Source organism: Stenotrophomonas sp. GL_111 (assembly GCF_057835245.1).
In genome coordinates, this window is sequence record NZ_CM174421.1 from 583,531 (window position 1) to 604,271 (window position 20,741).

The 20,741-nt window shown below is 65.8% G+C and carries 17 protein-coding genes; 14 read left to right on the forward strand and 3 right to left on the reverse strand.

The window, feature by feature from the left end; translation table 11 throughout:
• Positions 1–83: 83 nt before the first annotated feature.
• Positions 84–437 (reverse strand): 6-carboxytetrahydropterin synthase QueD, encoded by a 354-nt coding sequence (gene queD / locus AC3IPM_RS02620; RefSeq protein WP_489302380.1) that lies wholly within the window; start codon positions 435–437, stop codon positions 84–86.
• A 187-nt stretch (positions 438–624) separates the two neighbouring features.
• Between queD and AC3IPM_RS02625 the strand changes: the two genes are divergently transcribed.
• The 3 genes from AC3IPM_RS02625 to AC3IPM_RS02635 all read left to right on the forward strand — a co-directional run bounded on the left by AC3IPM_RS02625 (position 625) and on the right by AC3IPM_RS02635 (position 7,148).
• Positions 625–3,276 carry a TonB-dependent receptor plug domain-containing protein gene (locus AC3IPM_RS02625; RefSeq protein ID WP_489302381.1) on the forward strand — a complete coding sequence of 884 codons (2,652 nt, stop codon included), beginning with the start codon at positions 625–627 and terminating at the stop codon, positions 3,274–3,276.
• A gap of 91 nt (positions 3,277–3,367) precedes the next feature.
• The gene (locus AC3IPM_RS02630; RefSeq protein WP_489302382.1) at positions 3,368–5,932 is read left to right on the forward strand and encodes a M14 family zinc carboxypeptidase; all 2,565 of its coding nucleotides are present in this window, start codon (positions 3,368–3,370) and stop codon (positions 5,930–5,932) included.
• A 94-nt stretch (positions 5,933–6,026) separates the two neighbouring features.
• Positions 6,027–7,148, forward strand: a complete 1,122-nt coding sequence (locus AC3IPM_RS02635) for an alpha/beta fold hydrolase (protein ID WP_489302384.1) — start codon at positions 6,027–6,029, stop codon at positions 7,146–7,148.
• Positions 7,149–7,229: 81 nt separating this feature from the next.
• Here the strand turns inward: AC3IPM_RS02635 and AC3IPM_RS02640 are convergent, their stop codons facing one another.
• A complete protein-coding gene (locus AC3IPM_RS02640; protein WP_489302386.1) occupies positions 7,230–8,633 on the reverse strand; it encodes a DEAD/DEAH box helicase in 1,404 nt (467 codons plus the stop codon).
• Between the two features lie 489 nt (positions 8,634–9,122).
• Between AC3IPM_RS02640 and AC3IPM_RS02645 the strand changes: the two genes are divergently transcribed.
• Complete coding sequence (locus tag AC3IPM_RS02645) at positions 9,123–10,112, forward strand: fumarylacetoacetate hydrolase family protein (protein WP_489302387.1); 990 nt, start codon at positions 9,123–9,125, stop codon at positions 10,110–10,112.
• Between the two features lie 20 nt (positions 10,113–10,132).
• On the forward strand, positions 10,133–10,786 hold the full coding sequence (gene maiA / locus AC3IPM_RS02650) for a maleylacetoacetate isomerase (protein WP_489302389.1): 654 nt from the start codon (positions 10,133–10,135) through the stop codon (positions 10,784–10,786).
• 71 nt (positions 10,787–10,857) lie between these two features.
• Here maiA and AC3IPM_RS02655 read toward each other — a convergent pair whose 3' ends face one another.
• Positions 10,858–11,991 (reverse strand): PilT/PilU family type 4a pilus ATPase, encoded by a 1,134-nt coding sequence (locus AC3IPM_RS02655; protein ID WP_489302390.1) that lies wholly within the window; start codon positions 11,989–11,991, stop codon positions 10,858–10,860.
• Between the two features lie 98 nt (positions 11,992–12,089).
• Between AC3IPM_RS02655 and AC3IPM_RS02660 the strand changes: the two genes are divergently transcribed.
• The 9 genes from AC3IPM_RS02660 to AC3IPM_RS02700 all read left to right on the forward strand — a co-directional run bounded on the left by AC3IPM_RS02660 (position 12,090) and on the right by AC3IPM_RS02700 (position 20,664).
• A complete protein-coding gene (locus AC3IPM_RS02660; protein WP_489302391.1) occupies positions 12,090–12,491 on the forward strand; it encodes a DUF4398 domain-containing protein in 402 nt (133 codons plus the stop codon).
• A 14-nt stretch (positions 12,492–12,505) separates the two neighbouring features.
• The gene (locus AC3IPM_RS02665) at positions 12,506–13,384 is read left to right on the forward strand and encodes an OmpA family protein (RefSeq protein WP_489302392.1); all 879 of its coding nucleotides are present in this window, start codon (positions 12,506–12,508) and stop codon (positions 13,382–13,384) included.
• Between the two features lie 346 nt (positions 13,385–13,730).
• Positions 13,731–13,949 (forward strand): HP1242/YdcH family protein, encoded by a 219-nt coding sequence (locus AC3IPM_RS02670; RefSeq protein WP_489302393.1) that lies wholly within the window; start codon positions 13,731–13,733, stop codon positions 13,947–13,949.
• Positions 13,950–14,147: 198 nt separating this feature from the next.
• Entirely contained in the window at positions 14,148–15,518 is a 1,371-nt protein-coding gene (locus tag AC3IPM_RS02675; protein WP_489302394.1) for a pyridoxal-phosphate dependent enzyme, read from the forward strand.
• Between the two features lie 118 nt (positions 15,519–15,636).
• Positions 15,637–16,830: a cystathionine gamma-synthase gene (locus tag AC3IPM_RS02680; RefSeq protein ID WP_489302395.1), complete on the forward strand. Its 1,194-nt coding sequence runs from the start codon at positions 15,637–15,639 to the stop codon at positions 16,828–16,830.
• Positions 16,827–17,666 (forward strand): ABC transporter permease, encoded by an 840-nt coding sequence (locus AC3IPM_RS02685; protein ID WP_489302396.1) that lies wholly within the window; start codon positions 16,827–16,829, stop codon positions 17,664–17,666. The genes AC3IPM_RS02680 and AC3IPM_RS02685 overlap by 4 nt, the downstream gene beginning before the upstream one ends.
• Positions 17,656–19,020 (forward strand): ABC transporter ATP-binding protein, encoded by a 1,365-nt coding sequence (locus AC3IPM_RS02690; protein ID WP_489302397.1) that lies wholly within the window; start codon positions 17,656–17,658, stop codon positions 19,018–19,020. The genes AC3IPM_RS02685 and AC3IPM_RS02690 overlap by 11 nt, the downstream gene beginning before the upstream one ends.
• Positions 19,017–19,607, forward strand: coding sequence for a CatB-related O-acetyltransferase (locus AC3IPM_RS02695; protein WP_489302398.1), 591 nt, complete (start codon positions 19,017–19,019; stop codon positions 19,605–19,607). The genes AC3IPM_RS02690 and AC3IPM_RS02695 overlap by 4 nt, the downstream gene beginning before the upstream one ends.
• 34 nt (positions 19,608–19,641) lie before the next feature.
• Positions 19,642–20,664: a class I SAM-dependent methyltransferase gene (locus tag AC3IPM_RS02700; RefSeq protein WP_489302399.1), complete on the forward strand. Its 1,023-nt coding sequence runs from the start codon at positions 19,642–19,644 to the stop codon at positions 20,662–20,664.
• Positions 20,665–20,741 lie beyond the last annotated feature (77 nt).

Below are 20,741 nucleotides of genomic sequence, written 5' to 3' on the forward strand. Positions count from 1 at the left end.
GACGGGACGGCTCGAGAACGTTGATGCAATGCAGCATACGCCAAATATATTGCATTGCAACACGTCGTTGGCCGATCCCGGCCTCAGCCGCGGTAGCGGCAGCCGGAGGTACAGGTTTCGTGGACCGTCACCTCGCTCAGCTGCGGCAGGGCCGGCTTGAGCTCGTTCCAGATCCAGATCGCCAGCCGCTCGCTGGTCGGGTTGTCCAGGCCGGGAATGTCGTTCAGGTAGTGGTGGTCCAGGCGGTCGTAGATCGGCTGGAAGGCGGCTTTGACGTCGCCGAAATCCATGATCCAGCCGGTCTGCTCGCCGGGTTCGCCCTCGACTTTCAGTTCGACCCGGAACGAGTGCCCGTGCAGGCGCGCGCACTTGTGGCCCGGCGGCACGTTGGGGAGGCGGTGGGCGGCCTCCAGAGTGAAGACTTTGAAGATTTCCATGGCCCATTGTACCGACGGTGACGGCCGCTGGCGGCGTCCCCGGACGTGGTCGGCCTTCACAAAAACCTTTTCATCCGGATGAAGCGATGTTAGTTTCTCTTATATCCGTATGAAGAGATGTTATTGGCTGCCGCGCAGTCAGGCATGGATTACTGCGGAACTTGTCGTTCACCACCCCACTGAAGTCATGCCCAAGCAAACTCTTCTCGTAGCGGCACTTGCTGCCGCTCTGGCGACGCCTTTGTCCGCCTTCGCCGTCGGGTCTCCCGATGCCTCCCCCGATGCCGCCGGCAACAGCACCACGCTGGCCGCCGTGCGGGTCACCGGGTCCAACATCAAGCGCACCGACACCGAGACCGCCAACCCGGTGCAGGTGATCAGCCGCCAGCAGCTGGATGAAACCGGCAAGGCCACCGTCGCCGACCTGCTGCGCTCGATCTCGGCCAATACCGGCAATGCCAGCAACGAGACCACCAACAACGGCTGGGCCTCCGGTTCGGCCGGCATCGGTCTGCGTGGCCTGTCGCAGAAGAACACGCTGGTGCTGCTCAACGGCCGCCGCCTGGCCAACTACGGCTTCCCGGCGGGCGGCCTGTCGGACACCTTCGTCAACCTCAACGCGCTGCCGCTGGTGGCGGTGGAGCGTATCGAGGTGCTCAAGGACGGCGCCTCGGCGGTGTATGGCTCCGACGCCGTCGCCGGTGTGGTCAACATCATCACCCGGCAGAACTTCCAGGGCGCCGAACTCGGCGGCAGCCTGGGCACTTCGGACCAGGGCGGGCTGGACGAGCAGAACCTGAAGTTCATCGGCGGTATCGGCGACCTGGAGACGGATGGCTACAACATCCTGGTCAGCCTGGAAGGCTACAACCGCGAGCGGCTGGACCAGGACCAACGCGACCTGACCAAGTCCGGCATCTACAGCGACAAGCCCGGTGGCCGCTGGAACGGCTGGTCGGCCAAGGGCGCGCGCTACCTGATCAACGGCACCTCGGTGCCGCTGCTGGATGCCAACGGGCAGTGCCCGCAAGGCACGACGCGGGTGGCCAGCGCGCCGATCGACGGCCTGGCCGGGGATACCTGCGGCTTCAACCAGGCCCCGTACACCACCCTGATTCCCTCGACCAAGCGCTACCAGGCCTACGTCAACGGCACCTTCCGGGTGAACGACAACGTGGAGGCCTTCGGCGAAGTGCTGTACAGCAACGTCAAGGGCGAGGCCTGGTTCGGCAGCAGTCCGTTCTTCACCCTGGAAAGCGGCCGCTTCGCGCTCAATGCCGACACCGGCCTGGCCGAGCCGGTGTCGTCCAACCTGCCTGCCAGCAGCCCGTACAACCCGTATGGCCGCGCGGTGCCGATCGAGTACACCTTCTTCAACCTGGGCGGCACGATCAAGACCAACCGCTCGCAGTCCTACCGCGGCCTGGTCGGCCTGCGTGGCAGCCTGGCCGAGTGGGACTGGGAAGTGGGCGCGTTCGGCGCGCGCAGCAGCGAGCGCGAAACCGTCTCCGGTGGTTTCGCCAACCGCTGGGCGCTGGCCGACGCACTGCGTACCGGCAGCTACAACCTGCGCAATCCGGCCGCCACCTCGCCGGACGTGCTCAACGCGATCAACATCAGCACGCTGCGCCCGGCCGAATCGGTGCTGCAGGGCGTGGACGCCAAGATCTCCGGCGCGCTCGGCCACACCTGGGCCGGCCCGATCGGGTTTGCCGCCGGGCTGGAGTGGCGGCGCGAGAAGCTCGACTCGGACAACCCGTGGCAGATCGATGCCGGCCTGCAGGTGCGCCCGGCGATTGCTGAAGTGCACGGCGAGCGCAAGGTCAGCGCGGCCTATGCCGAAGTCAGCGTGCCACTGGCCGAGCGGCTGGAACTGCTGGCCGCAGCACGTGCCGATCACTACAGCGATTTCGGCGATGCGTTCTCGCCCAAGCTGAGCCTGCGCTGGCAGCCGTGGGACATCCTGCTGGTGCGTGCCGCGGTGTCCAAGGGCTTCCGTGCGCCGTCGCTGTCGGAGAATTCCAACAGCACCAGCATCGCCTACGGCAGCGTGATCGATCCGCGCGACCCGGACGTGCCCGGCTCGCGGCAGAACCCGACCTTCTTCACCGTTGGCAACAGTGACCTCAAGCCCGAGCGTACGCGCAGCTACAACCTGGGCCTGGTGCTGTCGCCGTGGCGCAATACCAGCCTGAGCGTGGACTACTACCGCATCGAGCTGGAGAACCTGGTCGGCACCAACAACACCCAGACCCTGGTCACCGACAACGTGCCGGGCGCGGTCAGCCGCGATGAGCGCGGCAAGCTGCTGGCGGTCTACAACCGCTACCAGAACCTCAGCGACCTGAAGACTTCCGGCTTCGACGTGGAACTGCGCCAGCGCTTCCCGACCGAGCGCGCCGGTGACTTCTCGGTGGGCACCGCTTTCACCCACGTGCGCGATTACCGTCGCCCGACCGTGGTCGGCGGCCCGCTGGTGGATTACGCGGGCAGCAACCTCGGCGCGACCCTGCCCAAAAACAAGGCCACCACCACGCTGGACTGGTCCTATGGCGATTTCCGCACCGCGCTGACCTGGTACTACACCAGCGGCTACGACCAGAAGGCCAGCGCGGCGGCTACCGCCGTGCAGGACCGCGTGGATGCCTACAGCCAGTTCGATCTGTACCTGGCCTACACCGGCATCGAGAAGCTGACGCTGTACGCCAAGGTCCAGAACCTGGGCGATGAAGCACCGCCGTACGACGCCTCGTTCCCGGGCATCCGTGCGCCGTACGACTTCAGCCAGTACGACCTGCGCGGGCGCTACTTCACGCTCGGTTTCGATTACCGCTTCTAAGTCCATCAGCGCACCGGAGCGTGCGCTTTCATCGGGGCCGGCGGCATGGCCGGCCCGTTTTCCGGGGGTTGCTGTGTCCTTGCATCGTGTTGTGTCGCGTTCTATCGCCGGGGTGTTGGGCGCGCTGTTGCTGCTGGCGGCGCCTGCGTTCGCCCAGAGCGCGTATTTCTTCCCGCAGGGCGGGGAGTTCGATCCGTCCATTCCCACCCCGCAGCAGTTCCTCGGCTACGAGATCGGCAGCCGCTATACCCGGCATGACCAGCTGGTGGCCTACTTCAACGAGCTGGCACGGCACTCGGACAAGATCAAGGTGGAACAGATCGGCAGCAGCTACGAAGGTCGTCCGCTGCTGATCGCCACCGTCACCTCGGCACAGAATCAGCAGCAGCTGGAAACGCTGCGCCGGCAGCACATCACCCTGGCCGATCCGGCGCAGCCGCTGTCGGCGGCCGGCAACAGCCCGGTGGTGGTGTGGCTGGGCTACAGCGTGCACGGCAATGAAACCTCCAGCGGCGAAGCGGCACTGCTCACCGCCTACTACCTGGTGGCCAACCGCAGCGCCGATACCGCGCAGTGGTTGCAGCAGGCGGTGGTGCTGTTCGACCCGGCGCAGAACCCGGATGGCCGCGATCGCGCGGCCAGCTGGCACAACGCCTGGGCATCCGCGCCGGCCTCGGCCGACCCGGCCGACAAGGAACATGTCGAGCCGTTCCCGCAGGGCCGCACCAACCACTATTTCACCGACCTCAACCGCGACTGGCTGGCGCTGACCCAGCAGGACACCCGGCCGAAGATCGCCTATTTCCATCGCTGGTATCCCAACGTCCAGATCGACTTCCACGAGATGGGCAAGGACAGCACCTATTACTTCGAGCCCTCGCCGGCGAGCATGCACAGCCCGCTGATTCCGGGCAGCTCGTACGACTTCAACAAGACCCTGGCCAAGTACCACGCCCAGGCGCTCGATGCGCTGGGCTCGCTGTACTACACCGGCGAAAACTTCGACAACTTCTCCCCCGTGTATGGCTCGACCTACCCCGATTTCCACGGAGCGGTCGGGGTGACGGTGGAGCAGGCCAGCTCGCGCGGCCGCGTGCAGGAATCGGCCAACGGGCTGCTGACGTTCCCCTTCACCATCCGCAACCAGGTGGCGACCGGGCTGGGCACCGTGCGCGGCGCGGTCAGCGAGCGCGCGGGCCTGCTCAAGCTGCAGAAGGACTTCTTCCAGTCCGCGCTGAAGCAGGCCGGGCAGCAGCCGATCAAGGCCTTCGTGTTCGGCGATGCGCATGATCCGGCCTTGACCCGCAGGCTGCTGGATCTGCTGTTGCAGCACCAGATCACCGTGCAGCCGTTGACGGCGGCGGTCAGCGTGGACGGCCAGTCGTTCGCGCCGGGCAGCGCCTACGTGGTGCCTACCGCGCAGCCACAGTTCCGCCTGGTCCATTCGATCTTCGCCGAGACGCCGCCGATCAAGGGCGACGTGTTCTACGGCAGCACTTCCTACGCCATCGCCCCGGCTTACGGCATCGCCTTCGCCGGCAGCCGCAGCCGGGTGGCCGGCGGCGCGCGCATCACCGCGTTGCCGGCCACCGCTGGCGGCGTGGTCGGTGGCCAGGCGGGCTACGCCTATGTGTTCGACTGGCGCGATTACAACGCCAGCCGGCTGTTGTACGCACTGCAGGCGCAGGGCCTGCAGGCGCGTGCGGCGTTCCAGCCATTCGGTGCGGCCGGCGCCGAGGGCGACAATGCCTTCGCACGCGGCAGCGTGGTGATTCCGGTCGCCGGGCAGCCGCTGACTGGCGCCGCGCTGCTGGCGGCCATCGACACCGCCGCGCGTGATAGCGGGGTACGCGTGCAGGCGTTGGCCAGCGGCCAGAGCCGCAGCGGCATCGACCTGGGCAGCGACAGCGTCAAGGCGCTGCGCAAGCCCGCGGTGGCGCTGGTGATGGGCGAGGGCGTGAGTGCCACCGAGATCGGCGCGGCCTGGTTCGTGCTCGACCAGCAGGTGCAGCTGCCGTCCACCAAGTTGGACCCGGCGCAGCTGGGCAAGGTGACGCTGGACCGCTACACCAGCATCGTGCTGGCCGGTGGCAGCTACGCCGGCGTGGATGCCACGGCGGTGGCCGCGCTCAAGCGCTGGATCAACGCAGGCGGTTCGCTGGTCACCTATGGCAGTGCCGCGCGCTGGGCGATCGAGCAGAAGCTGGCCGACGAAGTGTTGGGCCCGGAGGAAAAGGAGCCGGCCTCGGCACGCCGTGCCTTCGGCGACCAGCGCGATATCGCCGCGATTGAACGCATCAGCGGCAACATCCTCAGCGCCGACGTGGACACCAGCCATCCGCTTGCTTTCGGTCTGCCGCGTACGCGGTTTGCGGTCAACAAGGAGAACGGCATCAGCTTCAAGCCCAGCCGCAATCCGTTCTCCACCGTGGTGCGCATCGATGAGCAGCCGCGCGTGAACGGCTACCTCTCCGAAGACAACCGCACGCGTGTGGCCGGTGCTGCGTGGCTGCTGGTCTCAGCGCAGGGACAGGGCAACGTGGTGCTGTTCGCCGACGACCCGGCGCACCGCAAGTACTGGCACGGCACCGAGCGCTTGCTGTTGAACGCGATCTTCTTCGGCAACCAGCTCAACCCGAGCAAATCGCGCGGGTGATGGCGGCGCCGGCCGCATCGGCTGGCGCTGCCTGGAATGGCGTGGACGTGCATGCCACACTCGGCGCCCATCGCCCCTTCATTCGAGTGCGCTGATGAGAGCATTGTTCTGCGGTGTGCTGGTCGTCGTCATGGCGACGCTGTCCTTGCCGGCCTCCGCCAGCCCTGCATCCCCCTCGTTCAGCCGCGGTGACGCGGTAAGAATCGTGGCGGACATGCGCCGCGTGGTGGCCGACAACGGCGTGGAGCGGCTCGAGAAGGTCCGTATCGGCGGCATCGACCAGTGGGTTTCCATCCGCGGCAACGACCGACGCAACCCGGTCCTGCTGATGCTGCACGGGGGGCCGGGCTGGGTCGCCATGCCCACCAGCTGGTACTTCCAGCGCGGGTGGGAGGAGTACTTCACGGTCGTGCAGTGGGACCAGCGCGGGGCAGGCAAGACCTACCTTGCCCATGATCCCAAGGCCATCGCTCCGACCATGACCCGCGCGCGCATGGTGGCCGATGCCGAGGAGATGGTCGCCTGGCTGCGTACGGAGTTCGGTAAGGACAGGATCTTCGTCCTCGGGCAGTCCTGGGGCAGCTACCTGGGCCTGGAACTGGCACAGCGACGTCCCGAGTGGCTGCATGCCTATGTCGGGATCGGGCAGATATCCAATGCGCCGGAAAGTGAGCGGCGTGGCTGGGCCTGGACGCTGGAGCAGGCCCGCCGGAAGGGAAATGCCGAGGCCGAGGCCGATCTGCTGGCGCTGGCGCCGTATGCGTCGGGCAATGCCCCGGTGCCGCTCGCGGACCTGTTCAAGCAGCGCAAGTGGCTCAATCACTACGGTGGCATGGTCTACAACCGCAGGGGCGGTGATGCCGAGGCCGCTGCGATCACACTGTCGCCCGAATACACCGATGCCGACGTGGCCGGTGTGTGGAAGGGCAACGACTTCTCGATGCAGTACCTGCTGTCGGATGTGCTGACCCTGGACATGAGCGCGGTACGCCACGTGCGCACGCCGGTGTTCCTGTTGCTGGGCAGGCACGATCACAATGTGTCATCTGCGCTGGCAGCAGACTGGTTCCAGGCGCTGCAGGCACCGCACAAGGAGCTGGTCTGGTTCGAGCAGTCCGCGCACGAAGTCATGATCGAAGAGCCGGGCAAGACACTCCTGACGCTGGTGCAGCGGGTACGGCCGATCGCCGAACGTGCCGGCGACGTAGCCCCCTGAGCAAAGGCTGGCCGCTGCGGAAACGAAAAAGGGCAACGCAGATGCGTCGCCCTTTTCCTGTGTCAGCGTTCGGCGAACCGATCAGCTGGCGCGACCGCCACCGCCGCCCTGGCCACGGCCACCACCGGCATTGCCACCGCCACGGCGCTGGCCCTGCGGCTGGCCACCGCGCGGCGCACCACTGCGGGCGGCGCCATCACGCTGGCCGCCACCGGCCTTCTTCGGGCCGGCATGGGCGTGGCGCGGGGCTTCGGCGTGCGGACGGCGTGCGTGCTTGCGCGGCGAACGATCGCCACCCGGCAGTTCGGCCTTGCCCGGCGCGCTGTTGCCCCAACGGATCGGGGTCTGCGGCTCGAAGCCCGGCACGTCGCGGATGTCCATGTCCTTGTCGAGCAGGCGCACGATCTGGCGCAGCAGCTTGGCCTCGTCCTGGGCCACCAGCGAGATCGCCTCACCGGTAGCGCCATTGCGGCCGGTACGGCCGATGCGGTGCACGTAATCTTCCGGCACCATCGGCAGGTCGTAATTGATGACCTTCGGCAGCTCGTTAATGTCGATGCCGCGCGCGGCGATATCGGTGGCCACCAGCACGGTCACCCGGCCAGCCTTGAAGTCGCCCAGTGCACGCAGGCGCTGGCCCTGGCTCTTGTTGCCGTGGATCGCGGCGGTCTTGATGCCGGACTTTTCCAGGAACATGGCCAGCTTGTCGCAGCCGTGCTTGGTGCGGCCGAACACCAGGGTCTGCTCGCGGCTGTCCTTGGCCAGCAGGTGCAGCAGCAGCTCGCGCTTGCGCGGGCCATCCACCGGGTGCACGCGGTGGGTGATGTTTTCCGCCACGGTGTTCTTCGGGGTGACCTGGATCTGTTCCGGGTCGCGCATGAACTCCAGCGCCAGCTGCTTGATGCTTTCCTCGAAGGTGGCCGAGAACAGCAGGGTCTGGCGGTTCTGGCGCGGCAGCTTGGCGAGGATCTTCTTGATCGACGGCAGGAAGCCCATGTCCAGCATGCGGTCGGCTTCGTCCAGCACCAGGATCTCGATCCCGGACAGGTCCACGCTGCGACGCTCCAGGTGGTCGATCAGGCGGCCCGGGCAGGCCACCAGCAGGTCCACGCCACGGCGCAGCACGTCGAACTGGTTGCCCATGCCGACGCCGCCGTAGATGCAGGCGCTCGGGATGCGCAGGTACTTGCTGTAGCCGCGCAGGCTGTCATGCACCTGGGTGGCCAGTTCGCGGGTCGGGGCCAGCACCAGCGCACGCGGCTTGCGCGGGCCGCTGACGGCCTGCGGGTTGGTGCCCAGGTGCTGCAGCAGCGGCAGGCCGAACGCGGCGGTCTTGCCGGTACCGGTCTGTGCGCCGGCCAGCAGGTCACGACCGGCCAGGGCCAGCGGGATCGCCTGTTCCTGGATCGGGGTCGGGTTTTCATAGCCCTGCTCGGACAACGCGCGCAGCAGGAACGGGGCAAGGCCCAAGGATTCAAAAGACATCGGGTGGAAGCTCCAAAGACAAAGTAACGCCAGGCCGATTGGCCGGACGCGAGGCAGATCAAAGTGATCGGCTGACTCGGAGCGTTCCCGTGAACCGCGCTGCGAGAATTGGGTGCAGTCGGCGCGGTGCGCAGACTGGAATGCGTGACGAATGGCGTCGGAGTGGGGGCGGGCGACGGATCGTTGATCCATATCGCCGGCGATCCCGAAGGGAAACGGACGGCCGCTGCAGACCCGCATAGTCTAGCGGATGTTTGAGATCCATACCAAATACCCCTGTTCAGGTTGGAGGCGGCGCTGCTGTCGTATCCGGATCTGCCCGGCGCCCGTAGCAATTCGTGGCGACCGGCCGTTGGCCGGGCGACCTTGGCAAGCGACCACGTCAGCATCCTTCGCATGAGCTATCGTCGTTCTGTCGCACTGCGACTTGGATTGACCGCGCATTTGATTACACTTGAAACCTATTTTCGCGATCCCGGATACCCACCCATGAAGCTTGGTTCTTTGAAGGAAGGCGGCCGCGACGGCACCCTGATCGTGGTCTCGCGCGACCTGCGCCACGGCGTGCGTGCCACCGGCATTGCCGGCACGCTGCAGCAGGCACTGGAAGACTGGAACCACCTGGCGCCGCGGCTGAACGCCCTGTCCGAGTCGCTCAACGACGGCAGTGCCGACGGCGTGTTCGACCTAGATCTGCAGGCGCTGGCCGCGCCGCTGCCGCGTTCCTATGAGTTCGTTGACGGCAGCGCCTACCTGCCGCACGTGGAGCGCGTGCGCCGCGCCCGCGGTGCCGAGGTGCCGGAGAGCTTCTATACCGATCCGCTGATGTACCAGGCCACCAGTGCCGGTTTCTACGGCCCGCGCGATGCGGTCAAGGTGGTCAGCGAGGACTACGGCATCGACCTGGAAGCGGAGATCGTGGTGATCACCGACGACGTGCCGATGGCGGTGACCCCCGAACAGGCCGCCGGGCACATCCAGCTGATCGGCCTGGTCAACGATGTCTCGCTGCGCAACCTGATCCCGGGCGAACTGGCCAAGGGCTTCGGCTTCCTGCAGTCCAAGCCGCGTTCGGCGCTGTCGCCGGTGTTCGTCACCCCTGACGAGCTGGGCGATGCCTGGCGCGAGAGCAAGCTGCACCTGCCGCTGGTGACGCATATCAATGGCGCGTGGTTCGGTGCGCCGGAAGCCGGCGTGGACATGCAGTTCAGTTTCGCCCAGCTGGTCGCGCATGCCGCCAAGACCCGTCCGCTGGGTGCCGGTGCCATCGTCGGCTCGGGCACGATCGCCAATGAAGACACCAGCAAGGGCGCGTCCTGCTTCGCCGAGCTGCGCACCGTGGAAACCCTGCGCGACGGCAAGCCGAGCACCCCCTTCATGTCGTTTGGCGACGTGGTCCGGATCGAAATGTTCGACGCCGCCGGCGACAGCATCTTCGGTGCGATCGAACAGCGCATCGAACAAGCGGCCAAGCCCTGAGCCGCCGGAGCAGCCACGTCATGGACCCGATCGAGCTGTTCAGCTACTGGCGTTCCAGCGCGGCTTACCGCGTGCGGATCGGCTTGAATGTGAAGGCGCTGCCGCACCAGATCACCCCGGTGCATCTGGTCCGCGACGGTGGGCAGCAGCACAGCGCGGCCTACGCCGCGCTCAACCCGCAGGAGCTGGTGCCGACCCTGCGCCACGGCGACCAGGTGCTGCAGCAGTCGATGGCGATCCTGGAATACCTCGAGGAGGTGTTCCCGCAGCCGGCGCTGCTGCCCGACGATGCTCCGGGCCGGGCGCGCGTGCGTGCACTGGCCCAGCTGGTCGCCTGCGACATCCACCCGCTCAACAACCTGCGGGTGATGCAGTTCTTCAGCGATACCTGGAACGTGCCGCAGCCCGAGCGCGATGACTGGACCCGGCACTGGATCCGGCTGGGTTTCGAGGCGATGGAGCGGATGCTGGTCGAATCGGTGGAGACCGGCCGGTTCTGCCACGGCGACAGCCCGACGCTGGCCGACTGCTGCCTGGTGCCGCAGATGTACAACGCGCGGCGCTTCCATCTGGATCTGGAGGCGTATCCGACCCTGGTGCGGATCGACGCGGCCTGCCTGGCGCTGCCCGCGTTCGAGGCGGCCAGGCCGGAGAATCAGCCCGACGCGGGCTGACAAGGTGTACCGACCAACGGTCGGTACCTACGCAGCGGTGGACACCGACCGTTGGTCGGTGTGCTTTCTGCTCAGAACCCGTGCGTGATCGCCGCCGGCGCGCTGTTGGCCGAGAAATCCGCGTACGGATCGTGCTCGCCGCTGCCGCCTTCGGACAGGCGGAACTTCAACGCCAGACCATCGCGCGAATCGGCCGCGCGCAGCGCTTCTTCCTGTTCGATGATGCCGCTCTTGGCCATCCGGAACAGGCACTGGTCGAAGCTCTCCATGCCTTCTTCCAGCGAAGCTTCCATCGCCGCCTTGATCTCGTGCACCTGCCCACGGCGCAGCAGGTCGCGGATCATCGGGGTGTTGATCAACACCTCGGTGGCCGGCAGCCGGCGCCCGTCCTTGCCCTTGACAAGGCGCTGGGACACCACCGCGCGCAGGTTCAACGACAGGTTCATCAGCACATTGCGGTGGGCGCTTTCCGGGAAGAAGTTCAGGATGCGCTCGATGGTCTGGTCGGCGTTGTTGGAGTGCAGCGTGGCCAGGCACAGGTGCCCGGTTTCGGCAAAGGCGATGGCCGCCTCCATGGTTTCGGCATCCAGGATTTCGCCGATCAGGATCACGTCCGGCGCTTCACGCATCGCATTCTTCAAGGCGTTGTGGAAGGCATGCGTATCCAGCCCGACCTCGCGCTGGTTGACGATGGACATCTTGTGCTTGTGCAGGTACTCGATCGGATCCTCGATGGTGAGGATGTGACCGGTGGTGGTGCTGTTGCGGTGGTCGATCATCGAGGCCAGGGAGGTCGACTTGCCCGAACCGGTCGAGCCGACCACCAGCACCAACCCGCGCGGGGTCATGATGACGTCCTTGAGCACCTGCGGCAGGTTGAGCTCTTCGATGCTGGGAATCTTGCTGCGGATCGCACGGATCACCATGCCGACCTCGCCGCGCTGCTTGAACACGTTCACGCGGAAACGCCCGGCCTCGGCCAGGGCGATGGCCATGTTGAGCTCCAGCTCGCGCTCGAACTCGGGCACCTGGCCCTCATCCATCAGCGAGTAGGCGATTTTTTTGACCATGCCCGGCGGCAGCCCGGTGTTGCCGAGCGGGTACAGCTTGCCTTCGATCTTGATGTAGACCGGGGCTCCGGTGGTCAAGAACATGTCCGAAGCGTTCTTTTCGGTCATCAGCTTCAGGAAATAGCCGATATCCATGCGAAATGTTTCCCCAACAATCAGCCGCGTGCCATTGCAAGCACGCCGCAGGCTTCCGACAATGGCCGTGCACAGACAACCTGGCCACGGCACCCCCAATGAATCCTAGCTTCGCACAAATACGTCGCATCCCGTATGTGACCACGATGATATGCGTGATGGTGTGCGCATTTGCGCTTGCCGGCACCGCCCAGGCACAGGACGGGGCGCTGGAACTCATGCAGGCCCGCCAGGCGGTGGACAAGGCCACCCAGGCCGATGCCGACCAGTACGCGCCGGACCTGATCGCCGTGGCCCGCCAAGGCCTGGAGCAGGCTCAACGCGCTGCCGGCGACCGCCGCGAGCGCAAGAACGCCCCGGCCCTGGCCATTCGCGCCACGGTCGATGCCGACCTGGCCCGCGCCCGCAGCGAAGAAGCCACCGTCACCGCCCAGCTGCAGCTGCGCCGCAATGAAGTGGGCCAGCTGCAACGCCAGCTCACCACCGGGGAGAACCGTTGATGAAGGCCGCGCCGATGAAAACCGCCCTGCTGCTGGCTGCCAGCCTGAGCCTGCCGTTGCTGGCCAGCGCTGCCGAAGACCCCGCCGTGGCCCAGCTCAGCCAGCGCCTGATGGCGATCCAGGCCAACCCGGATGCCGCGCAGTTGGCCGCCTTCGAGCGGTTGCAGGCCCAGCAGGCCATCGCCGAACTGGCCAAGGCCAAGCGCCGGGACCTGGACCAGGCCCGCTACCTGGCCGAGCGCCGGGTCGAGATCGCCGAGACCAGCGTGCGTACCGCCCTGGCCCAGCGCGAGGTCGACCAGCTCGAGCGCACCCGCAGCGAGCTGCTGATCGAAGCCAGCCGCCGCGACGCCCAGCGCGCCCGCCAGGAAGCCGAACGCCTGCGCGTGCAGGCGCAGATCCAGGCCGAGGAGACCGAGCGCCTGCGCCAGGCCGCCGAATCGGAGGCGCTGGCCCGCCAGGACGCCGAAACCGCGCTGACCAGCGTGGCCGGCAAGCAGACCGCCCGGCTCAGTGCTGCCCAGCAGAACGCGGCCAAGCTGGCCCGGGAAGAAGCCGAACTGGTCTCGGGCAACAAGCTGCCCGGCGTCAAGATCGACAGCCGCGGCGAGGTCTTCACCTTCAATGGCGATGCCTTCGCGGCCGGCAAGGGCAGCCTGTCCGGGGCCGCCAAGGGCCAGGCCAAGGCGCTCGCCGAGTACCTGAACATCGGCAAGAAGGGCCGGGTCCGGATCGAGGCCTACGATGCCGCGGCCGGGGTCGGCCAGCAGCGCGCCGAGGCCCTGCGCGATGCCCTGGTGGCCGCAGGCGTCAGTGCCAGCCGGCTGCAGGTGAGCGGCAAGAAGGCGGCGGCGACCAAGGCGCGTTCGGCGGACGTCATCATCGCTCCGTAACGCGCCGACGGGTTTCGCAAACGTCTGTTTTTGTTGAAATTTCGTTGTTCTGCGCGTTCAGCCTGAACCCCGCCTAGGCGGGGTCGGGAATATCGTTTGAAAGGCTTGAACCGGCCTTCAAGCAAGCGTAGGGTCAATCGTCCGGGCCGCCTTCCGCGACCCGGACGATTGGAGGGCCAGGCGATGAACCGAGGGCACGAACCACAGCAGTCTGCAGTCCGGGAAGTTCCGGGTGCGCATGTGGGTCCGGCCGCGGTTGTCGTCAGGTGCTCCGCCCAAAGCAACGCCCCGCGCTGAAGAGCCGGGGCGTTCTTGTTTCTGCGAGACAGCAAATAGGAGGTTCATCATGTTCGAAGGTCAACCCCAGAGCGAGATTGATGCACGCCGCAAGCGTGACCCGGAATTCAAGGCGCTTTACGAACGGCACCAGAAGTTGAACAAGAAGTGCATGGATGCCGAGCTGGGCGTACTTCCGATAGACCATCTCACCCTGGGCCAGATGAAGCGTGAGAAGCTGCTGGCCAAGCAGAAGCTGGAAAGAATGTACGACTCCCCCATGCATTGAGGCTTTTCGGGTGCCGGCCTGCGGTCGGCACCCACCGTCAAACGCCGCGGGCGGCGTCCGTCTCCTCGTCGACGGGCGCCGTCCGCGTCGCTCCGGCTCTGCCGGGCAGGGCCATTGAGCGCCGCAACCTGACTTTCGTCGCCAACCGTCGGATAATCCCCGGTCCGGCCGCATTGCGGCGCGAATCGATGTGAACCGATGGCAATCCACTCCTCCGTACTCGACCTCATTGGCCAGACCCCGATCGTCAAGGCCCAGCGCCTGGACACCGGCGTGTGCGAGCTCTACCTGAAGCTCGAGAGTGCCAATCCCGGAGGATCGATCAAGGACCGCATCGGCCTGTCGATGATCGAAGCCGCCGAGCAGCGCGGCGAGCTCAAGCCGGGCGCGACCCTGGTGGAAGGCACTGCCGGCAATACCGGCCTGGGCCTGGCGCTGGTCGCCCAGCAGAAGGGCTACAAGCTGATCCTGGTCGTGCCGGACAAGATGAGCCGCGAGAAGATCTTCAACCTCAAGGCGATGGGCGCCGAAGTGCGCCTGACCCGTTCGGACGTGGCCAAGGGCCACCCCGAGTACTACCAGGACATGGCCCAGCGCGTCGCCGAGGAAACCCCGGGCGCGTACTTCATCAATCAGTTCGGCAACCCGGACAACCCGGCCGCGCACGAGTTCGGCACCGGCCCGGAGATTCTGGCGCAGATGGACGGGGCGCTGGACGCGGTGGTGTTCGGCTGCGGCAGTTCGGGCACCATGACCGGCCTGTCGCGCGCCTTTGCCAAGCACTCGCCGAACACCGAGCTGGTGCTGGCCGATCCGGTCGGCTCGATCCTGGCCGAGTACATCAACGACGGCGTGCTCAACGACAAGTCCGGCAGCTGGCTGGTGGAAGGCATCGGCGAAGACTTCCTGCCCTCGATCGCCGACTTCAGCCGGGTCAAGAAGGCCTATGCGATCAGCGATGCCGAAAGCTTCCACACCGCGCGCGAGCTGCTGGGCAAGGAAGGCATCCTCGGCGGTTCCTCCACCGGCACCCTGCTGGCGGCGGCGCTGAAGTACTGCAAGGAACAGACCACCCCGAAGAAGGTGCTGGTGCTGGTCTGCGATACCGGCAACAAGTACCTCTCCAAGATGTACAACGACTACTGGATGCTGGACAACGGCTTCCTGGAGCGCCCGCAGTCGGGCGATCTGCGTGATCTGATCCTGCGCCCGTATGGCCAGCGCGACACCGTGGTGATCGGCCCGAACGACCTGCTGACCACCGCCTACCAGCGCATGAAGCTGTACGACGTCTCGCAGCTGCCGGTGATGGACGGCGACCAGCTGGTCGGCATCGTCGATGAAAGCGACGTGCTGCTGCACGTATATGGCGATGAAGCGCGCTTCCGCGACCCGGTCTCCACCGCGATGGTCAGCAAGCTGGACCGGCTGGACGTGAAATCGCCGATCGAGGCGCTGCTGCCGGTGTTCGACCGTGGCCAGGTCGCCATCGTCATGGACGGTGCGGCCTTCCTGGGCCTGATCACCCGCATCGACCTGCTGAACTACCTGCGCCGCCGCGTTCAGTAAGCGCGGGCGTCGCAATGAACCCACGTTTATCCGCGTCAACGGCTGATTAAGCCGGCGCTGATAGACTTCCGCTCCTTTTGCGGGGGCCCCCCAAGGGCCCCTTTTGCCGGGAAACATCATGTCCGACCACGCTTCCTCCGGGCACGCCGACCGCTCGCTCGCCCTGGCCACCCTGGCCATCCATGGCGGCCAGTCGCCGGATCCGAGCACCGGTGCGGTGATGCCGCCGATCTACGCGACCTCCACCTACGCCCAGTCCAGCCCCGGCGAACACCAGGGTTTTGAGTACTCGCGCACGCACAACCCGACCCGCTTCGCCTACGAGCGCTGCGTGGCCAGCCTGGAAGGCGGCAGCCGCGGCTACGCGTTCGCGTCGGGCATGGCCGCCAGCTCCACCGTGATGGAACTGCTGGACGCCGGCAGCCACGTGGTGGCGATGGATGACATCTACGGCGGCACCTTCCGCCTGTTCGAGCGCGTGCGCCGCCGCACCGCCGATTTGAAGTTCAGCTTCGTCGACCTGACCGACCTGGCCGCGTTCGAGGCGGCGATCACGCCGCAGACCAGAATGGTCTGGATCGAAACGCCGACCAACCCGATGCTGAAGATCGTGGACATCGCCGCGGTCGCGGCTGTCGCCAAGCGCCACGGTTTGATCATCGTGGTCGACAACACCTTCGCCTCGCCGATGCTGCAGCGTCCGCTGGAACTGGGCGCCGACCTGGTCCTGCATTCGGCCACCAAGTACCTCAATGGCCACTCGGACATGGTGGGCGGCATGGTGGTGGTCGGCGACAACGCCGAGCTCGCCGAGCAGATGGCCTTCCTGCAGAACTCCATCGGCGCCGTGCAGGGCCCGTTCGACAGCTTCCTGGCCCTGCGTGGCCTGAAGACCCTGCCGCTGCGCATGAAGGCGCATTGCGCCAACGCACTGGCGCTGGCGCAGTGGCTGGACAAGCACCCGGCCATCGAAAAAGTGATCTACCCCGGCCTGACCTCGCACCCGCAGCACGAGCTGGCCACGCGCCAGATGAACGGCTACGGCGGCATCGTCTCGATCGTGCTCAAGGGCGGTTACGAGGCGGCCAAGCGTTTCTGCGAGAAGACCCAGCTGTTCACCCTGGCCGAGTCGCTGGGCGGCGTGGAAAGCCTGGTCAACCATCCAGCGGTGATGACCCATGCCTCGATCCCGGTCGAGCGCCGCGCGCAGCTGGGCATCAGCGATGCGCTGGTGCGGCTGAGCGTGGGCGTGGAGGATCTGGGGGATCTGCAGGTGGATCTGGAGCAGGCGCTGGCCGGTGATTCCCGGTGAACGCGATGATCTCCTCCACCGCCGCTGTCTCGGCTTCGCCGATAGCGATGGTGCGCAGTTTCCTGGTCAATCGGGTACTCATCTACCAGCTGTCCAAGCGCGAGGTCATCAGTCGTTACCGGGGCTCGTTGATGGGCCTGGCGTGGTCGTTCTTCAATCCGCTGCTGATGCTGGCCGTCTACACCTTCGTGTTTTCGGTGGTGTTCAATGCGCGCTGGGGCGGGGACGTCGCACACAAGGGTGATTTCGCCATCATCCTCTTCGTCGGCATCCTGGTGCATGGCATCTTCGCGGAGTGTGTCAATCGCGCACCCACGCTGATCGTCGGCAATGCCAGCTATGTGAAGCGGGTCGTGTTCCCGCTCGATACGCTGCCCTGGGTGGCCATGGGCGCGGCGCTGTTCCATGCCCTTGTCACGCTGGTCGTGCTGCTGCTCGCGCAGATCCTGATCCGTGGCGTGCTGCCGCCGACCGCGTTGTACATCCCGCTGGTGGTCTTCCCGCTGGTGTTGTTCACCATGGGGCTGGCGTGGCTGTTGGCGGCACTGGGCGTGTTCGTCCGTGACATCGGCCAGATGACCGGCATCCTGACCACGATCCTGCTGTTCCTTGCGCCGGTCTTCTATCCGGTCAGTGCATTGCCCGAAGGCATCCGCAAGTGGATCTACCTCAACCCGCTGACCTTCATCATCGAGCAGGCGCGTGACGTCCTGATCTGGAACAAGGCGCCGGATTTCATCGGCTTGGGGAAATACACACTCTTCGCGGCCCTGGTCGCCTGGTTCGGCTTTGTGTGCTTCCAGAAGTTGCGCCGAGGATTTGCCGATGTCATCTAACCCGCCGATCCAGGACGCGGCAGACCTTGCCATCCGCGTATCGGGTGTCACCAAGTGCTTCCAGGTCTATTCGCAGCCGCAGGACCGTCTCAAGCAGGCCATCCTGCCGCGCCTGTCGCGTTTTCTGGGCAAGCCCGGTGGCATGTACTACCGCGAATTCTGGGCACTGAAGGGCATCGATTTCGAGGTGCGCCGTGGCGACACGGTGGGCATCATCGGCCGCAACGGGTCGGGCAAGTCCACCCTGCTGCAGATCATCTGCGGCACCCTGCAGGCGACCACCGGCGAGGTGGCCGTACGCGGTCGCGTGGCCGCGTTGCTGGAACTCGGTGCGGGGTTCAATCCGGAATTCACCGGGCGCGAGAACGTCTACATGAGCGCCTCGATCCTCGGCCTGTCGCGCGAGCAGATCGACGCCAAGTACGACGACATCGTGGCCTTCGCCGACATCGGTGACTTCCTCGAGCAGCCGGTCAAGACCTACTCCAGCGGCATGTACGTGCGGCTGGCATTCGCGGTGATCGCGCATGTGGATGCCGACATCCTGGTGATCGATGAAGCATTGGCCGTCGGCGATGCCATCTTCGTGCAGAAATGCATGCGCTTCCTGCGCAAGTTCCGCGAGAACGGCACGCTGTTGTTCGTCAGCCATGACACCTCCTCGGTGCTGAACTTCTGCCAGAGTGCGGTATGGCTGGATCGCGGCGAGATGCGCATGCATGGCACCGCGCAGGAAACCTGCAACGCCTACATCGAGTACTGCTCGCAGGAAGTCTACGGCGACACCGTCAAGCTGCAGTCGCGGCAGGCGGACAAGGCCGCGCCCAAGGCGCCGGCGCTGGCCAGGGTCGAGAAAGACCTGAAGGTGGAGCTGTTCGACAACGTGGCCAACTCCGGCGGTTGGCAGTCCGGCGTGGCGAGCATCGACTCGGTGACCCTGTGCAACGCCGATGGCGAGCCCTTCACCTCCTTTGCCGGTGGTGAAGACGTGGTGCTGAAGGTCCGCGCCACCGCCCACCAGGCACTGCAGAGTCCCTTGATCGGGTTCTTCGTCAAGGACCGGCTCGGCCAGTCGCTGTTCGGCGAGCACACGTATACCTATATTCAACCGCCCATGCAGGTGGAGGCCGATACCGGTCTGGAAGCGTCGTTCCGCTTCACCCTGCCACTGCTGCCCAATGGCGAGTACTCCATGACGGTCTCCATCGCCGATGGTGATCCGTACGCCAATACGCAGCACGCCTGGTTGCACGATGCGGTGCTGATCCGCGTGGCATCGCCCACGCTGCGCTATGGGCTGGTCGGTATTCCCTTCGACCAGGTGACGATGAAGCGCATCGGACGCCCGCAATGAACGCCGGATTCGTACCGATGGTGACGGACGCCCATGGCTTCATTCCGCCGTTGATCAGTAGTGATCCACGGATTTCAGTGGGTCGATACACCTACGGTACGCCGCAGTTCAAGATCTGGGGTGAGGACGAACGGATCGAGATCGGTGCGTTCTGCTCGATCGCCGACGACGTGCTCATCTTCGGCGGCGGCGAGCACCGCCTGGACTGGGTGACCACCTATCCGCTGCGGATCGCGCTCAACTCACCCGGTGCGGGGCGCGACGGTCATCCGCATACCAAGGGACCGACCGTGATCGGCAACGATGTCTGGATCGGCCACGGTGCGATGGTCGTGTCTGGCGTGACCATTGGCGATGGCGCCTGCATCGGCGCAGGTGCCGTCGTCACCCGGGATGTGCCGCCCTATGCCGTGGTCGCTGGCAATCCTGCACGCGTCGTGCGCCAGCGTTTCGACGAACACGCCATCGCCAGGCTGCAGGAGATCCGTTGGTGGCAGTGGCCGATCGAGAAAATTCGTGCGTTCGAGTCGCTGCTGTGCGCCGATGACATCGGTGCCTTCATCGCCGCGGCCTCGCGCGACCCCTGAAACTTCTTCCATTTTTTGCGAACTCAACTGCCCCATGACTGATTTCCCGTTGACGACCAGCATGCTGATGGCCCCGCGCTCGATTTCCCTGAGCGCCTGGCTGGGGCATATCCCCTTTGCCTCCTGGCTGATCGAGCAGATGCAGCCGCGATCCATCGTGGAGCTGGGGACGCATCGCGGCTCTTCGTTCCTTGCGTTCTGCCAGGCCGTACAGGAGCAGGGGCAGACGTCGCGCGTGTTCGCGATCGATACCTGGGAGGGCGACGAGCACGCCGGCTACTATGGCGATGACATCTACAACGAACTGCGCGAGTACCAGCAGCGCAACTATGCGGGCATCTCCGAGATGCTGCGGATGCGTTTCAACGAAGCGCTGCCGTACTTCGCCGATGGCTCGGTAGACCTGCTGCATATCGACGGCCTGCATACCTATGAAGCCGTCCGCGAAGATTTCGAGACGTGGCTGCCGAAGCTGTCCGATCGCGCGGTGGTGATCTTCCATGACACCTGTGTGCGCGAGCGTGGCTTTGGCGTATGGCAGTACTGGAGTGAGATCAGCCAGCAGTATCCGGCGTTTGAATTCACCCACACGCATGGGTTGGGGGTGCTGCTGGTGGGCAAGGCGCGCAACCCGGCCCTGTCACAGCTGGCCGACCGTGCGGCGTCCGGTGTGTTTGCGCCGGTCAATCGTCTGTTTGACGCGCTCGGCAGCAATATCAAGCGGGCCGAGGAGATTGAACGCGTATACGTCGGTCTGGCGGACGCGCGCAACGAAGTCAACCGCCTGGGCAGCATGGGGCATGAACTGCAGCAGCGTTGCCTGCAGCTGGAGCAGGAGGTGCGCGATGAGCGGGAGCGTACCCGGCAGGCGGAGAGCGAGCTGCAGCAGTATCGCCTGCAGGCGGAACAGAATGCGGTAACCCCGGATGATCTTCGCCGTATCGTCGCCGAGGAACGCATCAAATGGCAGGAAGATGTACAGGGAGCGCTTGTTCCGCAGCTGGAGAACAATGCGCGGAAGCTGGATACCCTGCTACGCCCGTGGTGGCGTCGCTGAACAGGCGGGAAGGTACTGGATCTGCAGTGGGGCAGGTCTGGCTTCGCCGCCGATGATCGCCGCGCCCGCACAGGCTG